General features: G+C 32.3%; 22 protein-coding genes and 2 pseudogenes. 9 read left to right on the top strand and 15 right to left on the bottom strand.

Annotated features, from left to right (window positions below; genetic code table 11):
* Window positions 1-206: 206 nt before the first annotated feature.
* Both BLV40_RS13220 and BLV40_RS13215 read right to left on the bottom strand, forming a co-directional pair.
* Entirely contained in the window at window positions 207-1,373 is a 1,167-nt protein-coding gene (locus BLV40_RS13220) for a site-specific integrase (protein WP_090690797.1), read from the bottom strand.
* Between the two features lie 69 nt (window positions 1,374-1,442).
* A complete protein-coding gene (locus tag BLV40_RS13215; RefSeq protein ID WP_090690794.1) occupies window positions 1,443-1,652 on the bottom strand; it encodes a helix-turn-helix domain-containing protein in 210 nt (69 codons plus the stop codon).
* Window positions 1,653-2,165: 513 nt separating this feature from the next.
* On the opposite strand from BLV40_RS13215, the gene BLV40_RS13210 reads away from it, so the two are divergent.
* On the top strand, window positions 2,166-3,269 hold the full coding sequence (locus BLV40_RS13210; RefSeq protein WP_244525408.1) for a hypothetical protein: 1,104 nt from the start codon (window positions 2,166-2,168) through the stop codon (window positions 3,267-3,269).
* A 366-nt stretch (window positions 3,270-3,635) separates the two neighbouring features.
* Window positions 3,636-4,736: a hypothetical protein gene (locus tag BLV40_RS13205; protein ID WP_090690789.1), complete on the top strand. Its 1,101-nt coding sequence runs from the start codon at window positions 3,636-3,638 to the stop codon at window positions 4,734-4,736.
* Window positions 4,737-4,888: 152 nt separating this feature from the next.
* Here BLV40_RS13205 and radC read toward each other — a convergent pair whose 3' ends face one another.
* From radC to BLV40_RS13165, 8 genes are all read right to left on the bottom strand, one after another.
* The gene (gene radC / locus BLV40_RS13200; RefSeq protein ID WP_090690786.1) at window positions 4,889-5,398 is read right to left on the bottom strand and encodes a RadC family protein; all 510 of its coding nucleotides are present in this window, start codon (window positions 5,396-5,398) and stop codon (window positions 4,889-4,891) included.
* Between the two features lie 181 nt (window positions 5,399-5,579).
* Window positions 5,580-5,900, bottom strand: a complete 321-nt coding sequence (locus BLV40_RS13195) for a hypothetical protein (protein WP_090690781.1) — start codon at window positions 5,898-5,900, stop codon at window positions 5,580-5,582.
* A gap of 369 nt (window positions 5,901-6,269) precedes the next feature.
* Window positions 6,270-7,004, bottom strand: coding sequence for a hypothetical protein (locus BLV40_RS13190; protein ID WP_090690778.1), 735 nt, complete (start codon window positions 7,002-7,004; stop codon window positions 6,270-6,272).
* A gap of 120 nt (window positions 7,005-7,124) precedes the next feature.
* Complete coding sequence (locus tag BLV40_RS13185) at window positions 7,125-8,159, bottom strand: hypothetical protein (RefSeq protein WP_090690775.1); 1,035 nt, start codon at window positions 8,157-8,159, stop codon at window positions 7,125-7,127.
* 207 nt (window positions 8,160-8,366) lie between these two features.
* Entirely contained in the window at window positions 8,367-9,398 is a 1,032-nt protein-coding gene (locus BLV40_RS13180; protein WP_090690771.1) for a restriction endonuclease PLD domain-containing protein, read from the bottom strand.
* A 210-nt stretch (window positions 9,399-9,608) separates the two neighbouring features.
* Window positions 9,609-11,498, bottom strand: coding sequence for a UvrD-helicase domain-containing protein (locus tag BLV40_RS13175; RefSeq protein ID WP_170833660.1), 1,890 nt, complete (start codon window positions 11,496-11,498; stop codon window positions 9,609-9,611).
* Complete coding sequence (locus BLV40_RS13170) at window positions 11,485-13,581, bottom strand: ATP-dependent nuclease (protein ID WP_090690766.1); 2,097 nt, start codon at window positions 13,579-13,581, stop codon at window positions 11,485-11,487. The genes BLV40_RS13175 and BLV40_RS13170 overlap by 14 nt, the downstream gene beginning before the upstream one ends.
* A 748-nt stretch (window positions 13,582-14,329) precedes the next feature.
* Window positions 14,330-15,745, bottom strand: coding sequence for a hypothetical protein (locus BLV40_RS13165; protein WP_090690763.1), 1,416 nt, complete (start codon window positions 15,743-15,745; stop codon window positions 14,330-14,332).
* A gap of 1,064 nt (window positions 15,746-16,809) precedes the next feature.
* On the opposite strand from BLV40_RS13165, the gene BLV40_RS13160 reads away from it, so the two are divergent.
* The 5 genes and pseudogenes from BLV40_RS13160 to BLV40_RS13145 all read left to right on the top strand — a co-directional run.
* Window positions 16,810-17,325, top strand: a complete 516-nt coding sequence (locus BLV40_RS13160; protein ID WP_244525407.1) for a tyrosine-type recombinase/integrase — start codon at window positions 16,810-16,812, stop codon at window positions 17,323-17,325.
* Window positions 17,326-17,359: 34 nt separating this feature from the next.
* Entirely contained in the window at window positions 17,360-18,097 is a 738-nt protein-coding gene (locus tag BLV40_RS13155) for a sugar phosphate nucleotidyltransferase (protein ID WP_170833659.1), read from the top strand.
* 93 nt (window positions 18,098-18,190) lie between these two features.
* On the top strand, window positions 18,191-18,976 hold the full coding sequence (locus BLV40_RS13150) for a hypothetical protein (RefSeq protein ID WP_090690759.1): 786 nt from the start codon (window positions 18,191-18,193) through the stop codon (window positions 18,974-18,976).
* Between the two features lie 229 nt (window positions 18,977-19,205).
* Window positions 19,206-19,337 carry a hypothetical protein gene (locus BLV40_RS29630; RefSeq protein WP_280138901.1) on the top strand — a complete coding sequence of 44 codons (132 nt, stop codon included), beginning with the start codon at window positions 19,206-19,208 and terminating at the stop codon, window positions 19,335-19,337.
* A 250-nt stretch (window positions 19,338-19,587) separates the two neighbouring features.
* Window positions 19,588-20,193 (top strand): annotated as a pseudogene (locus BLV40_RS13145) (tyrosine-type recombinase/integrase); the annotation flags it as partial.
* A gap of 261 nt (window positions 20,194-20,454) precedes the next feature.
* Here BLV40_RS13145 and BLV40_RS13140 read toward each other — a convergent pair.
* Complete coding sequence (locus BLV40_RS13140) at window positions 20,455-21,090, bottom strand: recombinase family protein (protein WP_244525405.1); 636 nt, start codon at window positions 21,088-21,090, stop codon at window positions 20,455-20,457.
* 345 nt (window positions 21,091-21,435) lie between these two features.
* On the opposite strand from BLV40_RS13140, the pseudogene BLV40_RS29795 reads away from it, so the two are divergent.
* A pseudogene (locus BLV40_RS29795) lies at window positions 21,436-21,528 on the top strand (N-acetylmuramoyl-L-alanine amidase); the annotation flags it as partial.
* Between the two features lie 48 nt (window positions 21,529-21,576).
* Here the strand turns inward: BLV40_RS29795 and BLV40_RS13135 are convergent.
* From BLV40_RS13135 to BLV40_RS28600, 4 genes are all read right to left on the bottom strand, one after another.
* A complete protein-coding gene (locus BLV40_RS13135) occupies window positions 21,577-21,834 on the bottom strand; it encodes a hypothetical protein (protein ID WP_090690757.1) in 258 nt (85 codons plus the stop codon).
* A gap of 124 nt (window positions 21,835-21,958) precedes the next feature.
* The gene (locus BLV40_RS13130; RefSeq protein ID WP_244525404.1) at window positions 21,959-22,585 is read right to left on the bottom strand and encodes an EndoU domain-containing protein; all 627 of its coding nucleotides are present in this window, start codon (window positions 22,583-22,585) and stop codon (window positions 21,959-21,961) included.
* A gap of 374 nt (window positions 22,586-22,959) precedes the next feature.
* Entirely contained in the window at window positions 22,960-23,217 is a 258-nt protein-coding gene (locus BLV40_RS13125) for a hypothetical protein (RefSeq protein WP_090690754.1), read from the bottom strand.
* Window positions 23,218-23,220: 3 nt separating this feature from the next.
* Complete coding sequence (locus tag BLV40_RS28600) at window positions 23,221-23,358, bottom strand: hypothetical protein (RefSeq protein ID WP_244525403.1); 138 nt, start codon at window positions 23,356-23,358, stop codon at window positions 23,221-23,223.
* A 495-nt stretch (window positions 23,359-23,853) separates the two neighbouring features.
* On the opposite strand from BLV40_RS28600, the gene BLV40_RS13120 reads away from it, so the two are divergent.
* Window positions 23,854-24,184 (top strand): VaFE repeat-containing surface-anchored protein (locus BLV40_RS13120; protein ID WP_170833658.1); only part of this gene is annotated, 331 nt, incomplete at its 3' end.

Genomic DNA, 24,184 nt, shown 5'->3' with positions numbered 1-24,184 from the left:
TTCTCTAACAGCTACCCCAAATAATTATTTCTTTAAAATTGCCCCATCGCTCATAATTTGGTCATATCTTTGTTCTATTTTCCTTAGTAATAATTACCTTTACTTTAGCGTCTAACAATTCTCCATAGATAAGAATAAAATAACTTTGTTTAATATGAAAAAATGAGTACCAAAAACTCATCTCTTCTAAGAGAAATTGGGCCAATTTAATCTAAATTAATTTCTACATAATACTTATCATCCTCACCAAACAGCATTTTGCCAAATTTGATCGCCGTATCTTTCTGCATGCTCGGCAGTAAATGGCTATATGTATCAAGTGTAATTCTTACATCAGCATGACCCAAACGTTCTGATACAATCTTAGGATTTACTCCTTGTAACAGCAGCAGTGTCGCGTGAGTATGACGCATATCATGAAATCTAATCTTTGGAATTTTAGCTTTTTTGATTATAGAATTGAAGCTCCTCCGAATATTACTTTTATTGGTTGGTGTACCTAGCTCAGTGCATACAACTAGATCCCAGTTATTGTAGACTTCTGATCCTGCCCCTAACTTTTCTGATTCTATTAGCTTCTGATGCTTTTTTAATTGAATAATAGTTTCCTCTGGCAAATCTACTGTCCTTGATCCTGACTTCGTTTTGGTATACGGCAAGATTTCTTTTCCATCACTACTTAAAGTTTGTGTAATTCGTATACAGCCTGTTTCAAAATCAACATCTCTCCAGCGAAGTCCTAATATCTCCCCCTGCCTCATTCCTGTTGTCAACGCTAACAAAAAAGCAATATAGTATCTGCTATGGCTTTGAGCATGCTTTAAAAAAGTTTGCACTTCTTTTACATCCCAAACTTTTATTTCTTTCTTCTCCGCTTTGGGTCTATCAACTAAAGAAGCTGGATTTTTAGAAATGAGTCCCCAACGCTCTGCTTTTTTTAAAGAGTCATTTATTAATGTATGTATTTTTTGTATATTTTCATCAGATAATACTTTCCCTTTAGTTAGTTGGTTATACAGCTTTTGAATTGCCATTGGTGTGAGTTGAGTAAGTTCCATATTACCTATTGCAGGTATAATATGCTTTTCTACAAGCCATCTATATGTTTGTAGCGTTTGTTTCTTTACTTTAGTTTGCTTATCTTCAAGCCACTGATTTAATAAGTATTCTCCATAAAGCATCTTTGTCGGAGCAATATATGTTCCTGTCATTAATGAATGTTCAAGTTCATGAAGCGCTTTAAGAGCCTCCTGCTTTGTTTTAAATCCACGTTTTTTAAATTGTCTAGGTTTACCGTCTTCTTTTTTTCCATGTGTCAAAACAAAATACCAAGTTTTTGTCTTATCATCTTTCTTTACCGTTCTACCTGCCATTTCGTATCCCTCCTGTTTTACAAGAAATTAAAAACAGCGACTATTAGCCGCTGTTTTTTTAGCAAGATATTAATTTTGTTGTTTATACTCTTCTATTTGAATTTGCACTTTAGCAAGAACAAAATTTTGAATACACATCTTAGGTATCCTATACGATTTTCCAACTTTAAAAGATTTAATTTGTCCCGATTGTAGTAATTCGTATGCCTTATTTCGACCTATATCTAACATTTCCATTAGATCTTCAATGTGAACCACATCATCGTATGCATCAAACATAACACAATCCTCCTTTTTTATTTAACTCAAACTAATAATATACATTTCAAATTCTTGTATTTACTCTATTGTTTATTGAAAATTAAATTTAATTATTATTTACCTGTTAGCCTTATCCTTATTTACTTTCAACTACTTTGCATAATAAAAAATTGACTATGAAACAAATTTTTTTATTTATCATGACGATTACCTCCCTGATGTTTAAAAGCCATTCTATAATAAATGATTTATATTAAACTTCTGTTTTTTTACATTATAATCATTGCTTCGTATTACCTATATAGATAATATATGTATAAGAAAGCCGTTGGGACTTCAAGGGAACTGGTTGGGACTTTTTATTTTTAATAAAACAATACCTTCCTTCTTAGGGTAGCAAAAATGGGTATTCCCGCATTCCCAAAGTTCCTTTGTTCCCAAATTGAATTATGCTACCTTTATAAACCATCATATAAATAAGAGGTTTAGTCGATTTATTATTAAGTTGTACAACTATTAAAATTTAATAACATGGAGCTGATGAATAGGATGAAAGGTAACAGCAAACTCTCCCACTACTTTATTGATAAGTACGTAGAAAAGATTAATCTCAAAGACTTCCCAAATGAGATTCGGGATAATCGTCGACTCTTAAACCGTGCCCTCAAGAGGGAAAACTTAGGTATTGATTCGTCTGGCAACACAGTACTGTATAATCCTACTGTTCAAGGGAATATAAATTACGAAACTAATGATACTGATGAACCTGAGGAGATTATAGAAACAAAACTCTCCAATTTTTTTGTTGTTCCAACCCATAGACTCTATATAAAAAATGGTGACACCATACAAGAAGATGGCATAGGCGTAAAGATATATACGCAGATTAGTAAGAAAAAATATAAATGTATTTACCTTAACCTTAATAATGAAATGATTGAGAAGGGATTTTGGATAAACTCATCTTACTTAGATCATGATTTATATCTTTATAATAAATCCTTTCAACAATACTTAAAAATGGCTACTAAACTTTCAACAAGAATACTTTCCAAAAATGATTTTAAAATATTTGATGGAGAATGGTGGTTAGAAAATCGATTTGCAGATGTTACAATTTCTGATTTTGAGGGATATTCTGATTCTAGACATACACGTGCCCTTGCACACCCCTCAATAACAAATAGATCCTTAAAGCCATTCCATGATGATTTGGATAGTGAAGAGCCCCTTAAAGAAACTGACAGAGTTATCAAAAAAGATATTTTTCACTTCCTAAAGGCATTATTAGAGCTTATTAGTGAGCAGGATTTGCTACAATTCGGAACTATTCCCGAAAATAGTGAAGAAAACGCAGGTTGGGAAGATGAACAAAAATACTATTTACCTTACAAGAAAACGTGGGAATGGATTGCCAACTGGTTACAAGCTTCAAAGTATCCTATCTCTGTAAAACAGAAGGAACTTGACATCTTTCTATATGAAGAAGAAATTATTGAGATTGAGGTGGAAAAAGGTAGAGGCAGGAAAAGAGCCGACTGTAATGTTACCTTGTATCCCAAACATAAAGAACGGGTTTTTAAAATTTCAAAGGCCCGCATTACCGAATATATTAATACATACTCCAATTTATAAATCGTAAAAAATACAAAGATAGCTATTAAGCCGTCTTTGTATTTTTTCAATTTCATATTAACAGTACTTTGACTTAAATAATATCCCCCCCTCCGCTAACCATGTCTGTACGATACGGCATACCGCGATTATTGGGGTTTGAGTGAGGTATTGTTATATGATTGATATGATGTATGTAAGTTATAAATTGACGAAATTCGAGTATTATAAGGCGATTATCAGTATATATATAAATGTATTATATATATCATTCTATTCTATTTACTTCTTGTCTAAGGTATAGATTTTACTGGTGTATATGAATATTTATAAAAAACAAAAATGCGTATAACAACATCCTAAAAGAGCTTTTAGGATGTGATAACTATGTACCATACAATATATCTATATTTACCAATGGACGGTTTATCTTATAGTCATTTGTTTAAATCTTTACATAACCTTTCTATTCGAGAAGGGAAAAAATTTTTCAAATCTCAAACTAAAAAAGATTGTTATGAATGCCATCTCTTTCAGGATAATGGCATACTCATCTATTTACGCAGCACTGAATATACAATTGGGAATAATCACGTTCATTATCATGCTATGGAAATACGGATGAATCCTAAGATGCTATTACAGCAAAAAGAATACATACAAATTTCTAGATTTAATGATTATCCTGCAATTGAACAAATGTTCTTTAACCTATTTGCAGAAACACAAGAAAATATGTTAGATAATGATGATATTATCAATCAATTTCCTCTAATCAATTCAATAGCTGCTTACAAAGTTAATAGAATAGATTATTGCGTTAATCTATTCTCAGCTAATGCTGCTCAGTATATAGAGCTAATTAAGAGAGCAAACATTCCAAAAAGATTTGAACCTGTCATGGTCTATGATTCAAAAAGCAAAAGAAAAAAGCTCTATAAAAATGCATATTATGTAAAAAATAAATCGGTATGCTTAAATTTTTACGATAAACAATACCAGCTACTACAAGTAAGAAATGACATTGTAGCTGCTGATGCTAATGGAATTATTCGTTTCGAAGTACAATGTGAGAAATCAAAGGTAAAAAATTTATGTAGAAAACACTCCATTTCCAATTCTTTGTATCATCTATCTAATGATGAACTATCACAATCTATTCTACTTAAATATTATGTGCAGTCGATCGGAATTGGTGACTATTACACATTAACAAAAGCTAAAGAAATTATACGCGTTGCTCAGAACCATACAAATAAGCAAAAACAGCGCATGATTACGGTCCTTGATCTCGTTTCCCAAAAAAAGTATGTATGGAAAGCTAGAAACGAATCTAATATATGTCCAAAAAAATTTGATAAGACTCTAAAACACCTAACAGAATTAGGAATTAATCCAGTAACGATACCTTCTAGATGGAAGATACAATTCTTACCCAATTTGCTTCCTGATATTACAAAAGTAATGAAGGGAAATAAATGTTCCTGAAAATACTTTGTATGCCCCTACTCTCATGAGGACTACCTATCAGTATAAGTATCAAGTGTATAATATATATTTAAAGATTGAACTTATACAACAAAAGAATATGTAAAAAAATAAAAGGAGCGGCTACACATAACCCTCCTTTTCCATATGTTTTAGATATATCCCTTCTCTTTTAAAGAAATAAAACTATCAGAGCAAACTATTACATGGTCTAACAATTCAACACCAATAATCTTTCCTGCTTCTGCCAAACGTTTTGTTACTTCAATATCCTCACGGCTTGGTGTTGGATCATTACTAGGATGATTATGTGCAACGATAATGGAAGCAGCATTTGAAATAATTGCTGGCTTTAGCACCTCTCTCGGATGAACGATACTGGCATTTAAGCTTCCAATATGACAAACATTAATAGCTGTTGGTTGGTTTTTAGTATCTAGACAAAGTACGATAAAATACTCTCGATCCACCTCTCCTAAAAACTGCTTCAACAATACACTGGCATCTTCTGGAGATTTAATTCTTCTTTCCTTATAAAGAAGACTCCCCTCTTTCACCATTTTTAAATGGACGATGTTTACTCGTTTTGCTGGCTGTTTCAGCAATGCAGGTGATTCCAGTAAATTTAATTGCTTATCTAAGTTTGCACCATAATTTTTCATTCTTATCTCCTCCAATATTAAAAGAACAGTCAAGTTCTTGTATAAGAGCTAGACTGTTCTTCTATGTTATTCTTAGAGATAATATATATTTGAGACGTTTAATTTTACTCTAAAGTCATTAATATTTAATCCGTGTCATGACTACCACCTTCAATAATTTTAGTATTACCCCACCTTAGAATTAAGGGCATTGGTTACCACGCCTATTCCAATAATTAAATAATTTAATTGTAATAATATTTATTTCCTTTAAAAGGGCCTCATACTTTCCTTTTCTTTGATAACTACAGAACTGATAAAGTTCATCAAAAAAAGCTTTTATTTGTTCTACATTTTTTCTTTCTTCTTCTGAATTAATAATTAGAACATATATACCCACTTTGAACAATTTCATGTAAAAGGACCTTACATCTTTTACGATTTCTTTAAATTCCTTTTCTGTTATCTTATGAAATTGTATACCTTGATATTTCAAAGCAGGATTATTTTCAAATACATTCATTTTTTATCCCTCCTTAAGGTATTTGAGATGAATCAAGGCATATTATCTTCCTCCCATCTCTTGTTTATACCTCATTTTTAAAAATCTTCAAGGGACATAACATTGAGCTATTCATTTTGTAGCCAGAACGGTTTTGATATGGAAAAGAGGTGCAGTAAAACCAACTTCCACTCCGAAACACCTTTACAGGTCAATTTCCGATCATTAGCTCTTTTTAAATTGAATACCTTACAGAATTAAAATAGGAAAAAACTTATAAAAGTTTTTTCCTATTTTAATTACTCTTTTTATTATTAGGGTTAAAGTTTACCGTTATTGATGATACTGCTCACTGTAATGTATCTAAATGAGTTTTTTAGAAATTACACTTTAATCATTATTCCAATTTGGTTGTTTTATAAGGTAAGGAATCATAAATTCTTTCCCTATTGATCTATCAGGACTATATATCACATCAGAATAATTTTTATCTTTTCCATAAACCCCCATTATAAGGGGGTAACCAACTGTTCTATCGTTAGAAATATGTGAATCAATCGTCTGTCTAGCCCACTGTTCTAAATTAAATTTCTTAAAACCAATTAGTGATTTAATCTTATCAAGTAAACTTGGTTTCATGACATTATAAACAGATTGGGCAGCTTCCAAATATGAATTTTGATGCGCTCCCAGAAAATATGTCTCTCCTGGTTTTACTTTTCGGCTTATTTCAAAATTAGGACTTTTCAATTCATATATAAAGCCTTTTTTTGTTTTCGGATCTTGTCCAAATAAAACTATAACTGATTTGCCCCCATCTTTTACTTGTTGATAATATGCCATTTTGAATAGACTTTGAGTGGAATTAATGATTTCTTCCAAAGATGGTTTACTTTTTTTATTTATAATTTCACTTAATTGTATTCCTAATCTATACTTTTTAGTCGTATCTAACTGATGGTGAAGCACTTTACCAGCAGTTGCAAATGACATATTAATATTTGCAAATTTCATCATTTTGGGGATTTCATCTTCATGTGAATTTCCATATGTTGTACGTGTATCAGATACTAAAAATGCAGATTTCTTTGAACATATTCCAATTAATATTGTAATTGTACTCACTCCTTGATTTATTTATCCTTATAGAAGAAGTTCTACTTGTAGTTTACTTTTTAATATTTGTTGAGTAAGTTAATTTCAAAAAGAAAAATCTTTTGCCGATAATAATATCTCAATTTCCACCTATCTTTTAATTTCAGGTACAGAATGGTAACCTATGTCTTGAAAAGTTTTATTATAGCGCCCTCCATCTGTTTCCAAAATAAAAGCTCCATACTTTAAATCCGTCGCAAATTCCTCGAACCTAGCTTGATTAATTGTAATTCCCCTCCTGTAATCAAAACGCCTACTCTCAGAAAACATCTTGCCTAACCAAGGATTTAATATAAAATTTTCTTCTCCATTTTCTTTAACTTCAAATAAACCAATTATATGTTGAGGCATTATTCCATCTAATAACATAATTTCTTTATGGGCATTCTCGTACCATGTGACCCCTAACTCCTCTAACTCCATATTTAAATCATCCGTTAACTTTTCAAATCTTCTACCTTCAAATGGAACATAACCTAAAATGATAAATCCATCGTTTCTCGGGGTTCCATCTCTTAATGCATTAGTTGCAAAATTCTTTGCTGTTTCTTTTTTTCTTATACCATAGGAAAATGAGAGTAGTGGACTAGAGATTTTTCCTGACCATTTCCGACCTATATTATGTAGGAAAGCAGTTAAAAAAATCTTATTATATTGTAATTGAGACAATGGCGTATCATCAGTGAACTCTATGAACCTAGAACTTATTGTTCCATTCACCTGAATTGTTTTCAAAATTTTATTAGCGTCTTCATAAAGATTGAATATTTCATGTATTAATATCATTCTGTCGCTCATGTTATAAGTATATAACTCTCGTCTTTCCCTTAATTGTTCCTCTAAGTAATGCGCGCCTTTTTGCCCTACAATAAAAAATTTATTTAGTTCATGATTAAAAAAATATCCATGTTCTTCATGAGAAAAGTGGTTATTATTATCTCTAATTGAAAAACCACGCGTTATTACTTTAATTTTATTATGAACTTCTAACCTGTTTAATGTTTGTATTAAGTTAATCAATTTTTTTGCTTTATTAAAATTAATTTTATCTAACTGATAGGTTTCTCCTTCTACTTCAAAGCTATAAACTTCTTGAACATTTTTTAGTAAAGCCTCATTTTTCACCAAAAGCTCCCCTTATAAGTAATTGTAATTAAAAATAGCATTCTATTTTAATGAATTGCGAAAATTTACACTCTGTTCTTATGCTTTTACCAACCGTTTCATTGAGCTTTCTTAATTAATATATAAAACCCAATACCTAATAAAAGATGTTGGGTTAGTTTAACGAATTTTCAAATCATCCCATAAATTCAAAATAACCGTCCTGATTTATCTAGAGTTTTTGATAACATTTATTACATGATTAGCAAATTCTTCAGTTAGTCTAATTTTATCTGCTCCGAAGTTTAATGCTCCTAGAGATTTTCCACCAACAAATGTAATTGGTTCATTTGAATTATATGTAGCTTGAATGCTTGAAATTGTATTCTTGAAGAAATTCCATCTTTTACTGTAGTCAATAGAAAGATTCTTAGCTTTAACCTCCCATGGCCATCTATCAGCATTTTTTAAGAAGACAGGTTCCTCAATAACTTCATAGTAACCCAACAATCTGGTTGTCCCTACAGCATAACAGATTAGTATGTCACCAATTCTTACTGCAGCAGGCCTTCTTTTAGAAAAATGAAGCTTTTCAATATCATTTCCTAAACTTCTACTAGTGGAGAAAGGTCTATCAGACCAACCTACTGGTTTAATAAAATATCGAATGCCTGATTTACTTACATTAACCTTTTTCTTAATTAGGTCACTAACCTTTAAATCAATTTTTGGTTTCTTTGTTTCTCCCGAACTACCAGTGTAACTATCTATTCTTGAGATAATATTTGAAATCTCTTCATTAGTAAGCGCATGACTACTAACATTAGATAAATCATCAATAATTTTTCTAATTTGGTTGGAGTCATTTATTTGAACACCCCATTCATGATTAAAACCTAAACCTGCTTCAGTAAAATTAGCAGATGTAATTATTGCCTGATAGGGCACACCATCTTGTGTAGATATATATATTTTTCCATGTAATTTATTATTAATGAATACCTTATAATCAATAGCATGATTAAAACAATTAAAACAGAATGAATGTAATGAATTTGACTTTTTTAACAAGTCGAGATTATCGTCTTTTAATGTAGTTATTAATGAAATTTTTTTTAACCCCATATCTTTTATTTCTTCAAAGAATATATCAAATGATTCCATTAAAAACGGGCTAATAATATGCAGCTCATCTGCATCCACTAATATTTCCTTTATGTAATTAAAATGGTTTGAACTTAAATTGTTTATAATCTTCATTAAAACTCATCCTTTTACTTGATAATTATAGGAAGTTTAAATCAATCTGCTTCATATTAATTGAATGAAAATTACTAATCCCCTTAAAAGAACAAGCGAACGCTTACTTTAAAGGTGTTATATAAGAGACTATGGTTCATTACCATAGTCTCTTTTTCAAAAAGTAAAGTCTTCACTTTTTGAAAAACAATCTGCCTAACATACTTTCATTCAATAATTAATCTCTTCAACAACCTGAGATTTTTTTAGGATTTCATAGAATGGTTTAATTTTATCTCTTTTTTGGCTTGTATAATATGGAGATGTCACCTCTCTATCGCGTGAAAAAGTAAATATTATTCTCCTTTTAGCCCTAGATAAAGCAACGAAAAATGCACATGTATCTTCTTCTTTTTGCTTTAAATAATTCCAAAATGCACTATCCTCTAATCCAATAAAGATTACGGTATCATATTCCAAACCTTTGCTTTTATGAATAGTCATAATAGGTATTGAGTTTAAACCTCTTACATTTTCTATTGAAGTAAGCCAATTATTGGTTAAAATATACTCTTTCCAAAGGAATCCTATCAAATCAATTATAAGCTCATCTAGAAATGTTCCTTGTTTATACTTTGGATATAGTCCCTTTATTGAGTTTATATCGTAATAATTTATAATTCCCCAGATAACTTGTTCTAACTCTTTTTCCGATTTTAACCCTTTGAGTTGATTGTCAATTTTATTAAGAAAATCTTTTATTTCCCTTATTAAAGAATTTATCTTTTCAAAATCTGTATTACTATCATAGCCACGTATTAATTTTGAGAAACTAAAATAACTAACCCATGATTCAGTGTCTTCTTTTTCTATAGCACTAATTAATACATTTAGAAGAATTTTTACAATTTCCTCTTTTAAAAAATCCTGATAAACTACTTCATTTCTTGCAATAATTCCATATTCCTTTAGAGAGTTGATGATTATTTCTCCATATATGTCGGGCAATTGTTTAACTAATATACAAATATCTCTTGGATTTATTTCTTCATTATTAATAAATTCCTTTAATTTTTCTGCAGCGACTTCAGCTTCTCTTTGTGCATTATTAAATGTCCATATTTCTGATATACCATCGGACTCTGACCACTTTTCACTAGTCTTAATATCATGTTTAATATCATTTAAGTAACCATAAACTAATTTTTGTATTTCAACTAATCTTGGAGCAGACCTATGGTTCATTAATAATCGTTGTTCACCTGCAGAAAAATCCCTTTTAAATGCCTCAAATACATCTTTTTTTGCCCTAGCCCATAACATAATCCTCTGTTTATTATCTCCTACAGCAGTAATGGTAGAAGAAGATTTATAAAAACATGCCTTTAATAAATCGTACTGAATATCTGTTGTATCCTGAAATTCATCAAGAAAAACGTGACTATAGGTTTGCCTTAGAGCCATTTTTATTAGTGGATTCACTCTAATTAGGTACTCTGCTAGTCTGGAGATCATTTGGAAACTCAATGTAGGTGGAAGCTCATTTACTTTTCCCTTTAGTAGAATGTCCCAAGCTTTTTTAACTATTTTTCCATTTCGATTGTCTTCCTCTATTGGTAAACGCTGTTCTATTAATCTATTATTTAATAAATCGTTATAATCCTTATTAGATAATTCACTAATCGGTAGAGCTCCAGCTAAATCAAATGCTTTACGGATATCATTTTGTTTCCTATTTTGAATAGCTATCATATAATGAGCCATCGGTTTATATTCATTTGGGAGTCCATGGATAAAATTGTCGAGTAGATTTTTTGCAAATGAATCATATGTTTTGGAAACAAACCTCTTAGATAACTCCGTACCGCACCTTTTTTCTACACGTTCTGCCAAATTTTCTGCAGCATCCCTTTTAAAGCTGATTGCAAGTATTTTTTTAGGATTTTTACAGGAATTTGTTCCCAGTAAATAACTTGCTTTTTGTGCCAATAGCTCTGTTTTTCCAGCGCCTGGACCAGCAATAATTAATAAATTCTTGTTACTTTTTACTGAAATTAATGCATTTTCTTCTAATATAATATCACCAGATGGTTTCCAATCACTTGGGTTAAGATATTTCATTATCTTCAACTCCAATTTCATCATTAAATTGACCTAATATATTCCTAGAAGCCTTAAGTATCTTCTTAAATATTTCTGGTAGTTTATCTGAAAATATTTCAGGTTTTATTTTCGAAGTAGCCAAGATATGGGTGCTTGGTTTACCTCTGCTTAAGAAAAAGTAGTTATACCAAATCATTAATTCTTTTTGGTCATCTGAATAGGTGCTTCCATCTCCGCCTTCTGGCTTAAGAGTCTTTCTAATATCTTCAAGTACTCTATCCTTATACCTCGATTCACTTTTTTGTTTGTTTGAAAGATCTTTGATTTTACCTAAATCTTTTATAAATGGTCCCTCTTGTCCGCTTATTGTCTCCATATAAAAGTCTTTAAATGTTTCTAACATTAAAAAGTCTATATCTAGAGGATTAGAGAAGAATACATTGTGAGTTTCTAAATATTCTACCCAAGAATTTAGTAGAGAAACTCCATCTTCCTCTAAACTTAATTCATGCATGCTTTTAAATTTTCTATCTGAAAGAACGCTTCCATCTTCCAATTCAAGTAGTTTTTCTTTTTCAAATCCTATTTCTATTAATTGATTTAAAACATATTGTATCCTTCCCCATCCTCCACCATGTCTTTCTCTATCAAGATCCAACAGTGTAATATAGGGAATATCTAATTGACTCAATAATCTCCAAAAATGATTGACGTGCCTGCCACCTAACGGAACAACTGAAATTCCATTTGAATCTAAATCACTTCCTGAAAGTTCCATAACTTTAGGTAGTATTATCTCTTCACTATCACCTTCACCTAGTATTACTAAGGAAGCAAAGTATATCTCAGGATATGCTCGCACTGCCTCTTTCACATACTTAAACTCCGCTGTTTTGTCTGAAGGCAGAGCTATTTTATTTATAAGTGTTTTGGATGTTTTCCTACACAACCTAACATGGCGTATATTCCTAGGATCTATCCTTTTAACAATGGACGGATTATGTGATGTTAATATTGTTTGAGAATTTTCTCTCCCAGCTATTCTTTCCAGGTTATTTATTACTCTACCTAATAACTGTGGACCAATATGATTTTCAGGTTCCTCAATTGCAATAAGAGTTAATGCAGGAGGCTCAATATTAAATATCCTTTCATCCGTCTTTTTTTGCTTATCAAATATTTCTTTAATGGCTTGATTTTCTATTTCTAAAAGAGAGTCTACAAGAGAAAGATAAAATAAAGATCTTAATCCGTCACCTAGCGAATCAATTTTGTAGGCTCTTTCAATTTCTGTAGGAGTAAATTCTACTTCTACTTTTTTCAATATATTCTCTAAGTCCGTACTATTAAATTTTAATGATGCATTCTTGTAACGCTCTTCATTATGGTAATTCTTCCATTGGCCCTCTATTGTTTTTTGTATTAGAGACACCCCTGGTTGTTCTCCAAATTTTTGATCAACAAGACTAATTTGTTGTTGAACTCCCTGCTTATCAGCATCTGACCAATTTATTCCTTTAAGTGTTCTCCATAATAATGTTCCTGAAGCATTTTTCAACTGTGAAGAAGGCTCCCTAACAGCAGGCACATATATTACCTTAATGTGTGACCTATCATATTTTGACATAGGTTTTTTATTTATTTCAGTAACCTCTTCATCTTCTTTGGCTGTTATAAAAAAATACTTACTTTCAATAATACCTTCAGGACTACTACTTTGTTGCCATGTGGCTTCTAATAACACCCTCATAAATGGAGGATTTCCTGGAGAAGAGACTACAAAGTTTTCGTAATAAATAGGTACGGCATAACTCTCCGCCCCATTATTTTTCTGTAATTCAGGAAACTCAAAAACTGCTTCGATACTCAAATAGTTCTTTAAGACTTCATCTGGAGATTTATCAACAGGAATATGAAAGTCAGCACGCGTTACCTCTTTTTCATTTCCTGTATCACCGAATAGTTTTAGTAATGCATGCATTATTGCTGTTTTCCCCGCACTATTAGCACCAATAATGGTTGTCAAATTATCAAATTCTATTTTTTCCTCTTCTAGACCAAAACATTTAAAATTCTTCAATTTAAGTTTGCTTAGTTTCACAATAATAAACTCCTCATATTTTTTATAACTATTCTCTCAAAGAATAAGGTGAAAATATGTAGAAAATTGTCTAAATATAAAATTTTATTTGGAATATACTCATATTTAGAGCGAATGCAATAAATATACTAGTACATAATTTATAGAATAATTAGCTCTTTTTAAATTGAATACCTTACAGAATTAAAATGGGGCTGTCCCAAAAGGGTACGCTCCTCCAAAATGTAGGAGTAGAAACATTGATATATCAACGTTTCTAAAATAAAAAGGAGTGTCACATAGTCGGAAATTTAACTTATGGGACAGCTCCATTTTAAATACTCTTGTTATTATTAGGGTTAAAGTTTACCGTTATTTATTATACGGTTCATCCCTATTAATCCTAAACAACATACTTATCCCTCAATTTGATTTTTCAACACATCAACACCTATTCAATCAATAGGTAAAAACCAACCTGAAATCTACCAAAACTGTATTGTGTACTTTCCATGTTCCCCATGCGTTCTTATATTCCTAAAACCAACCATTGTTGTTCCATAGAAAATTCATAAGTAGGAATTCTACAGTAAAATCCGGTGCAAAAAAGAAGATGTGGAAAACTTTCCACACCTTCCTGCTGATACATAAAATTATATGATAGTTCAACCTAACAATAGAACTATCGATACACGGTAGAATCTCACCAATATAATTCAAAAAATAAAAGGGGCAATACTAATTATATAGAGGCTTAGTAAGTCACATCCTATAATTCTGATAAAACACGCTTTAAAGCTTTAATAATATTTTCATCGTAATCCTTTAAAGTAACAGCCATTTCTTCTAACTCTTCCGCTAGGTCTGATAAGGCCTTAGTGTTATACTCACCTAATGGTTGTATCCCATTAAAATTGTTTTTTATTCTGTAAAAAGTATTACTATAAGGAGTTCCACCGCTTTTTTGTAATTCTTCACTTAATTTTTCCAGTCTCAGGACTATTGAATTCATGTTCATTCTGACACCAAAACCGTGTTTTACTTGTAAAGAATATCCTTTATTAGCATCACTCAATTTTTCAGTCCAATCTTTAAATAAAAGTTGATCAAGTTCACTTGGAAAATCCTTCTCAACAATTTCCATTCGGTACTCTACAATCGGATTTTCAAAAGCAATCTCTACTAATTCGGCTAGTCTATTTGGGTTTTCTGGAGTCCATGTTTTTTCTTTTTCATCCCAAACTTCACCGTACTTATGAAGCTTTTCTTCCATGTCCTCACTTATATTCCCCTGCTCAAGCAATTCCATCTTCTGAAGGAAATTCTTTAGACGTGAATGGCTAGAAAACATAGATGTCGCTACCTCACTAATGCTATTACTTAGATGCTCCAAGTTTTCTAAATGAATAGCATTAGTGATACGAAACTGCGTACTCTCTAAACTTTTCCCATTAGTGAGTAGTGAGTACATTTCTAAAGACAGTTCGATAAGTCTTTTTACATCTTCGCGTGTTTCCAGAGTTGCATCTACAAGATTTATAACTGCGAAGTTAATTTGATTTAATATTATTTCACTTTTTGCTTGTGATTGAGCTGTAAAAATCCGGTACACTTTCTCATTTTCTTTCAATTCTAAACTGAAAAAGCTGCATATGTACTTAAATAAATGCTCTTCTAATAATTTTTTGTATAAAATCGTTGGAAGTTCAAACTCAAGTGCATTTCTGACTAATTCTTCATTAATCCTTTTCTTATTCTGATCGTTTAGGTTATCTACGTGAAAGATAAGCTCTTTAATATCATCGTAATCAGTAATAGGCAGTTCTGGATTAGGATCGAGTTTTAAAGCATCCAGCTTTTTCCCTATCTCAGTCTTAATGCTTTTAACAGCCTCATTAAGTAGTAGTATATCTTCCTTATCATCACCCGCTTGCTGAGTGCTAATTTCTAAGCAGTCCTCACCTATTTTGATAATAGACTTATAGTAAGAACTTACGACAGCTCTTTGCAAGTCATGATTCATAAATCTTTGCTGAAAATCTTTCTTTTTTCGAGCCTCATTGAAAAATTCATCTGCTCTTCTTTCTATAATACGCTTGACACCATAATCCGTAACCTTTCCTGCTACTTTGGTTGTCACATTAACAAGTGTTACACCTGCAACATAAGTTGTGAATAGCCCCATTGATAGACTCCCTTCAAAAGTATTCCGTTTTATTTTAATATTGAATATAGAATAAATAAACCTTTTTAAGAGAGAATACATCCCTTATCGTTTATGTAAATATGATATACCTATAATAGGGGCTTATCTCAAAAAAGATGTAGGCGTTTCCACAGTTTTTTCAACAGTACCTCGACTTCTTTCTCATACCCGTAGCGACGTAAATATTCAATGGTAGCTTTTTGACTAATATTCCGACTCTCACAAGATTCTCCCCTAAGCGTAGATAATAATTCAGACATGTAGACGCTCTTCGTCTTTGTACTGTTAAGAACAAGCAAAGCAAAGAATGATTCCCGTTTTAGATGCAGGGGAAAGAAGATCCAGGAAACGTTCTTTGTTCACCTCCAGCACATCTAATAATGGAAGATACTTGGCTAACTCTTCTAATTCCGGTGTTGTGAAAAACTGTCTTGCATCGGGAATTGTTACTTATCCAAGTAGCACTATTCTTTATCCATTTAACATAGATTTCTTAGTACTGATTGAAGGGTAGCATACTCCTAAGTGGAGGTGATTCGCACTATTTTTTAAATACAAAGATAAACCTACCATCTTCAGTTAACTCCTAGTTAATCTGCTATATTGAAAAGGTAAGTACTAATATCACTATTTTTTCGCTTTACCTGTTATAACCTAAAACGATATTCTGTATAGCTATCCTCCCCTGACAGAAAACTGTTTTTTAAATGTGCAAAAGTAATTAAAAATGGTCAAGATTCTGGTCAAGAAATTTCATTTTTCTACGTTACAGGATTTACATGAGAAAGTATAGAACACCTTATAAACCCTTGATACAACTGACTTTACGTTCGAGATTCCCGAACCTTAAAATATATGTTTCTTATCTTGACAGGGTGGAGGTCGCTGGTTCGAGGCCAGTCGGGGTCATACATGCTTGATATCACTGGATTTCTAAGCAATTTAGACGGTAATAAAATATAGTGGTTGCTGGCAAACACGCTATGCAATCGAAGAACCACTTTCTTCTAGTTTATAAACTGGAAAGGAAGTGGTTTTTTTTGTTGCTTAAATTTGCTATTCAAGACTTCAAAGACGACAGGGAATTTAAAAATTTATCATCTCGAACAATCGGTTCTTATCTCCTTACTCTTAACGAGTTTCAAGGGTTTTGTTCTGAACGTGAACTTATTGACGTTAACGATATTACACCTAATATAATCAAAAGCTACCTATTATATTGTCAAAAGCAACGTAAGAACAACCCTACTACAAGAAATACCAAACTTCATTTGTTAAAGATTTTCTTTAATTATCTTCAATATCAAGAAATCATTGAAGAAAAGAAAAATCCTACTCGAAAGTTTGCGTATGCAAAAGAAGAAATCAAAATCGAAGTTTTCAACGATCAACATATTAAACAAATGCTGGGTTATTACAGACGATTAAAACAACGAGATAAACAATATTACGCATACAGGGATTACGCTATTATGCTTGTTCTTCTTGGTACAGGTTGCAGATCAGGAGAGTTATGTAACTTACAGTGGCGAGAAGTTGATCTTGTGCATAGATTATAGTATAAAACATTTAAAACGTGAGGAGTTGATATTGTTGGAGAAAATTGGTTTAATTCCTTGTGCAGGAAGAGGAAGTAGACTTTCCTTGCCCTTTTCTAAAGAATTATTTCCAAATGTCTATACTTCGCACTATAGCCCCATTATCCTATATACAATTAACGCTTTAAAAAAAGCTGGAATAGATCATTTAATCATTACAATTAATCCTCAAAAAGTGGATATCCTTAATTTTTTAGGGAATGGTAATCAATTTGGTGTAAAAATCTCTTATTGTGTCCATCCCAAACCTCTGTCCCTTCCTCATTCGATAAATGAAGCTTGCCACTTGATAAAAGATAAAATTGTAGTATTTTCCATGCCGGATACTTTTGTACAACCATCGGATTTTCTTAAAACTTTGTTAAATACTCACCAGAATGATGAGACATCTGAAGTGACAATGGCAGGATTTAAAACTGATAATCCTACCAAGTTTGGTATGGTTGAATTCTCAGAATTAACTGGAAAGGTTAAATGTATAAATGATAAGCCTTCATCTACTAATTTAAAGTGGATGTGGGGCGCGATGGTATGGAATCCTGAATTTACAGAAGTCCTTCATCAATTTATTGCTAATGAAAGTAATAAATTGAGTGAAAAGGAACTTATACTAACTGATGCTTTAAAACCCTTAATAATACAGAACAGAGTGAATCTTCACTGTTACGATGAGGGCAGATATAGAGATTTGGGTACGTACGACGAAATTAAAAAATGGAGTAAAGAAGAATAAAGTTTGTGGAGTAGGCTTTATTCTAATAGACCTATACCCCTAATCATCTTAAATTAGAAATTTATCAACTTACTTTTGGGGAGAGAATTTAAAATGAAAAAAATATGCTTTGCTATCCCTGTTCACGAAAATAGAGATGTAATTAAAGATCAATTAGAGAACATCCGTTACTTTTGTCCAAATGCTTCAATTGTCTTTTTTCAGAGTGGAAAAGATCCTAATTTATGTAATAGATTAGGTATACCTGTTTGCCCAACTTCGTTTCCAATGGTATGGGGACAAGATTTTTCGTGGTTCTTTTTAAATGTGATGGAGCGGCTTGAAAATATTGGCTATCAATATGACTATTTCATCAATTTAGATTCAGATTCTCTTTTTGCGAAAAAGGGGTTTGAGGAATTTATCATATCAGAAATGGAAGAATTTGATTATATGAGTGCCGATATTAAAATAATACCATCAGATGATGATTGGTGGGGCCCAGCCCAGATCATGAAAAAAGTATGGCATTTATGGCAGCCAATATTTAATACAGAACATTTTTATGGATGCTTTGGTTCTCAAGTTTTTAGTCGAAAGTTTGTTAAGCAAATACTATCTTTTAATAAGTTTGAAGATATGAAAAAGATGATGAAGCAGACTGAAAAGGAAGTATTTGCTTTAGAAGAAATATTATTTATAACTTTAGCAAATTCACTAGGGGTAAAATCAAAAGCGTATCGACATAATGTAGGTAAATGGATGCGCTACGTGCCTAAATATACGGAACAAGAAATTATGGATGCAATAAATAATAATGAGGAGTGTTATTTATTGCATCCAGTACAACGATTAATGAATGACCCTGCAAGAAAATTTATTAAAAGCTTGATTCAATGAGGTTAATGACAGGCTGAGGCAGGATAAACAGGAGATAATATCTATAAACTAAACCTCATATAGATACAACCTTTTATTTTTTAAATGGAGAACGTACAAAACGTTTGCTGCCAACACAACTTTTAAATCATCGTTTAGGTACACACGTTTATTTCTGTGGTCCCGAGAACATAACCCAAGATTTTAAAATCGCACCAAAACATATGGTTATCCTTCCTTTACTATTCATTTGGAACGATTTGCACATCCACTAAAGAAGGAACAGCATGCGTTCCAAGTAAAAGTTAAAAGAAGTGACATACAGCTTGAGGTTCCGACTTGCGAAGTAAAGGTAGTAGAGGAGCAGATTGGTGTTGGATAAATATTGCTACATATTTATCAACCTGTTTATGCTTTTTTCAAACTTTGCAACAGAACCAGTTTGAGCCTCTCCGGGGTCATAAAACTCAATAGTATCAAGGCTTGAGAGAACATTCTCAAAAGCTAAAACTGTGGAGGTCTCCATCAGACTCCACAAGTGACAAGAGGACTACTTCTAGTCAGCTAACTAGCTGGCTCAGGGGTAGTCCTCTTTTTTGTGCCTATAAAACTGAGAAAGGACTAATAAGAAAATGCTACTTAAGTTTGCTATGAAAGATTTCAAGGAGGAAAAAGAGTTCGCTAATCTGTCCCCTCATACAATTCAATCTTATATGGCTACTCTGTATGAGTTCCAGATTTTTTGCTCTGAGAGGGAACTGATACATACACGAGACACTAGAGGAGCAACTGTTAAGAGCTATCTCATGTATTGCCAAAAGACAAGAGGGAACAACGTAGTAACTAGAAATACCAAGCTTTACCATCTCAAGATTTTCTTTAACTATTTACAACATGAGGACGTTATCGCTGAGAAAGAAAATCCTATTCGTAAAATGAAGCTGGCTAAAGAGGAAATAAAAATTGAGGTATTCCAAGATGAACATATCAAACAAATGCTTCGCTACTATAGGAGACTCAACGCAAGAAATAAAAGCTTCTACGCTTATCGAGATCACACTATTATTGTTTTCCTTTTAGGAACTGGCTCAAGGTTCGGAGAGCTAGTCAACATTAAATGGAGTGAGCTAGATTTGGTCTACCAAACAGTAACACTATTCGGTAAAGCTCGAAAGCAACAAACTATCCCTCTTACAGATAAGCTTACAAAAGAGCTTTGCGAGTACAAAGTGTTTGTATAGCGTGAACTAGGTAGGTAGCGTACTCGATGAGATGCTATGCACTAAGTAGCTCATCCTTCTCAATCAAAGATAAATAACAAATCCTGAGAAGGCAGATCTATTAGTTTAACTCTTTGTTCTTCTCCATAAGTCTTTATATATATTTCTTTTTATGAGCTGGCACTCCTCAGCCTTGCTTACAAGTATCAACTTACGTATTCACTTATCAGCTCCGCACATGAGTAGCAATACTGTTAAGTACACACTCAAGAAGTGCAGCTACATTATCCGTACTCGTATGCAAACAAAAAAAGAAACAACAGGGCAGTAACTTAACTGTTTCCTATCTCGTGTTCCTTCTTGTAATTTTCTCTTATTAATCTCTTTATATAGCTTACCTTGAGATATCCCCACTTGACTAACAATGTCCTTGATGGAATATTCTCCAGAGTCGTACATCTTTAAAGCTACCCTTATTTTGTCGTTATCGAGTTGAGGCCTACCTAGTTTAACTCCTCGTTTCTTTGCGCTTGCCAGTCCTTCTTTTGTTCGTTCTGCGATTAAGTCCCTTTCGAGCTGGCTAATGACTGCCATCATAGAGAACATAGCTTTTCCAGTTGGTGTTGAAGTATCCATATTTTCCTTTAGTGATACGAAAGTAACACCCATATTATTTAACCCCTCAACAGTTGTAAGGATATCAAGAGTGTTTCTCCCTAGTCTGCTAATGGCTTCTACAATAACGGTATCGCCTTCTCGTACTGTACCCATGAGTTGGGTTAGTCCTGCTCGATCTTTTTTAGTTCCTGTATATTTCTCTTGGATTAATCTATCATAGCCATACTTATTGAGTGCTTCTAGCTGTCTATCCAGTAACTGCTCATCAGTTGAAACCCTAGCATAAGCGATTCTCATCAGGCTCCCCCATTACATTTATTGCACCTTTAATGTAATACGAGAGTTCATTAAAGGTTTTATGTAATCTTTTTTGCAATAACTTTATGTAACAAACAAAAGGCTTAACAATAAGGTTTAACTCCCTAGTTAAATGATTACACTTATTTATCGTTTTATGTAATCTTGGAGTATACTACAGAACTGGCTATCTCAGATTTACACAACATAGAGCTATCACTACATTGGTTACTATATAGTTCTGATTCGATTATACGTACTCAATTCCGCTGATAATTCTCTAGGAAAATAGCGTTAAAATGGACGTTAGCCCTTCCCAAAGTAAACAGCTTAAACTTCTATATGAAAGTAAATGTCGGTTGATATCCGCAGTATAAGGTGCATAATTTGAAAGGGTATACGTACTACATTACGGCTAGCGAAAATTATGTGAGTTGACTTAGATAATTTGAAGGGAAATATAAACCTTGTCCTCTAAGTTTATATTTATTTCGGATTTTCTTCTCTAAATTTTTTAACTGCATCTGTCCAAATAAGAATTAATTTCCTTAATTCTTTTGTATCTATTTTACACCAATCACCCATACCATCATCGGCAAGATTGTCATAAATACTCGTTTCTTCTTTTCGAATCTCAAGACCACACACATTACCACTTAATTCTGTATATTCGATTTCTTCATTTAATACAGCATCTATCGCATTTATTGCGTAAGATGGAGAGGCACCTTGAATATCAGACATCAAAAAAGTTGCTATTAAATATTTTTTTCCTCCCCCATTTTAATTATTAATGATTTATTGCCACTCTTAAATTGTATTGTATCAAATTGATATGAAATCATTGTTGTGTTCTCCTTTTTGATATTTAATATAAAGGGTATGCAGAAATTATCTTTCCGTCCCCATTAATATACATTTGAATTTCCATGCCATTTGGTAGATCTCTAACATAAGTATTACGAGTCCCTGGAACAAATTGTTTATTTCTATAGGCTTCATTAATTGCATTAACAATTTCTTGTGTATCCCAGTCTTCGGGAAAGAACGTTGATATTCCTCCATTTGATGTTTTAGGAACACCATTAACCTCAATTTCTGCTCTATATACACCGTATTGGTTTGGAGACGATTCTGTTCCAGATATTGGTCTACCTGGCGAATTTGGCATAACTTCTGAATGGTATCCTACTGCTTGACCTCTTGCATTAATTTCTCCTTCAAAAACATGTTTTACGGCTCTATCACCCCTAAAATCACCTGTATCTTTGAGGTCGTCGATTGAATCAATAAATTTTTTAACTTTGGTCTCTTCACCTATAGTTATTTTTGTATCACTCTTCAAACCACCTCCACCAGCAATAGTAAAGTTGTCTCCTTTGTTAAATAACTGTGGAAGTTCCGTCATTCCTTGTGACATTTTTACTCCTTTTGCTACCTTAACAACTTTACTTACTCCTTTATCGCCCAGGACACCCAATGCTAATTGAGTCAATCCGTATGTAAAGATTCAGAGATTGCTTGCCCCATCCCTTTTAGTGACCTAGAAGGTATTCTAATTGGATTTTCTTGTTTAAGATACAGGTCTGATTCGTTATACACAAAAGTGAATCTATCGAGGGGGAGGTTTTCAGAAATCGCCAGTGTATTCGTTGTGTTTCTTACGTTATAATTCTCTTCTGTGTATTTACATTGCCACGAATATACGTACTTAATTTGGCTGATAATTATCTAGGGAAATGAAATTTAAAGATTAAATTTGAAAGGGAATATGTACGGTATTATGGTAAGTGATGTCAACTCAATAACATAATGAAAAGAAACCGGCTCTTTATTTGAGCTGGCTTTTTAATATGTTCGTTTGTTTGACTATACTCCGTACGTCATCTCTTCCAAGAATTCTCCACCACTCTTGATACATTTCATTATTCTGCTACATGCACAATGAAAGTAATGTTCACTTGTTGCAGCTGATTTTACCGGAACTGGATCTATTTCATGAAACATTTGATCTTTTTTATGAAAATACATTTTTCCAACTTTATCTGGATATTCTGAGGGATAAAATTGATATACAACTATTTCCTCGTCTTCAAATTCTTTATTCATTGTAATATGAATTGCCATAATTTATCTCCTCCATTTCAATTCTTCATCTATATTGAGTACTTTCCAAGGGTGACCTGATCTTATAGTTGCGTTATGTGCTGTTTTGTAATCTGTTTTAAAAACACCTTCAAATCTCGATTCAGAAATTTCAAACTTCATTTCTATACCCCTTGCTCTTTTTCTATTTTGTTACCCCTATTAAATTACCATATATAACCAATGGTTTATAACATAATAGTTTACTAGTCATCATTAATCAAATTTAATTACCCATATCTTATATTTTGTGTAACTAACCCAAACGCTAGAATCCTCAATATTCATAGCTTCATAATACTTTCCTTTTTGAGTTACACAACACAATAAAAATGAGTAACTATAAATTAGCCTCCTTGTCATTCCTTCCTATCTACCACATGAACCCTCCTAAATTACTAAATTGGATTAAACTTTATTCCAAACCAACAACCATCAAATATTTGATATGCTTCATGTCACAACAGGTCATTGATAAATCCCTATAATTTAAATTTCAAAAAAACTAAATAAAATGTTAAAGTATATATTTTTTGGTTTATAATGGAACTGCAGTTCATTACAAATATTTTAGATATTAAAATATTTGTAATCTAAATCAAGCAGGAGGTTGGAAATATGGGGGGAAAATATGTAATTAGGATTCTAGCTTTACTCTCGGTAGTAGCTCTTTTCTTTAACTTAATGTTATCGAAGGCTAACGCAGAGGTTATGGAAAACGAAAAGATTCCATCAATAAAAACAACTGCTACTAACAAAGCTGATGGTGGAAAAGAGATTCATTCAAAAGTGGATATCACTATCCAAGACAAGATAGAATATACTAACTTAGTTGTTGGTAAAGAGTACACTTTAAAAGCTAAACTAATGAGCAAAGCTACTAAAAAACCATTAATAATTGAGGGGAAAGAAGTAACAGCTGAGACTAAGTTTACTGCAAAAGAAAAGA

This window comes from Bacillus sp. 166amftsu (genome assembly GCF_900107445.1).
Taxonomy (GTDB): Bacteria; Bacillota; Bacilli; order Bacillales; family Bacillaceae_G; genus Bacillus_A; species Bacillus_A arachidis.
The sequence above is the reverse complement of the archived record's forward strand: the minus strand, read 5'-3'. Positions and strand labels throughout refer to the sequence as shown.

Coding starts and splice junctions, on each gene's coding strand:
- BLV40_RS13220 (WP_090690797.1), bottom strand. CDS start 1,373: ATGGCAGGTAGAACGGTAAAGAAAGATGATAAGACAAAAACTTGGTAT.
- BLV40_RS13215 (WP_090690794.1), bottom strand. CDS start 1,652: ATGTTTGATGCATACGATGATGTGGTTCACATTGAAGATCTAATGGAA.
- BLV40_RS13210 (WP_244525408.1), top strand. CDS start 2,166: ATGGAGCTGATGAATAGGATGAAAGGTAACAGCAAACTCTCCCACTAC.
- BLV40_RS13205 (WP_090690789.1), top strand. CDS start 3,636: ATGTACCATACAATATATCTATATTTACCAATGGACGGTTTATCTTAT.
- radC (WP_090690786.1), bottom strand. CDS start 5,398: ATGAAAAATTATGGTGCAAACTTAGATAAGCAATTAAATTTACTGGAA.
- BLV40_RS13195 (WP_090690781.1), bottom strand. CDS start 5,900: ATGAATGTATTTGAAAATAATCCTGCTTTGAAATATCAAGGTATACAA.
- BLV40_RS13180 (WP_090690771.1), bottom strand. CDS start 9,398: ATGAAGATTATAAACAATTTAAGTTCAAACCATTTTAATTACATAAAG.
- BLV40_RS13175 (WP_170833660.1), bottom strand. CDS start 11,498: ATGAAATATCTTAACCCAAGTGATTGGAAACCATCTGGTGATATTATA.
- BLV40_RS13165 (WP_090690763.1), bottom strand. CDS start 15,745: ATGGGGCTATTCACAACTTATGTTGCAGGTGTAACACTTGTTAATGTG.
- BLV40_RS13150 (WP_090690759.1), top strand. CDS start 18,191: ATGAAAAAAATATGCTTTGCTATCCCTGTTCACGAAAATAGAGATGTA.
- BLV40_RS13140 (WP_244525405.1), bottom strand. CDS start 21,090: ATGAGAATCGCTTATGCTAGGGTTTCAACTGATGAGCAGTTACTGGAT.
- BLV40_RS13135 (WP_090690757.1), bottom strand. CDS start 21,834: ATGTCTGATATTCAAGGTGCCTCTCCATCTTACGCAATAAATGCGATA.
- BLV40_RS13125 (WP_090690754.1), bottom strand. CDS start 23,217: ATGGCAATTCATATTACAATGAATAAAGAATTTGAAGACGAGGAAATA.
- BLV40_RS28600 (WP_244525403.1), bottom strand. CDS start 23,358: ATGAAGTTTGAAATTTCTGAATCGAGATTTGAAGGTGTTTTTAAAACA.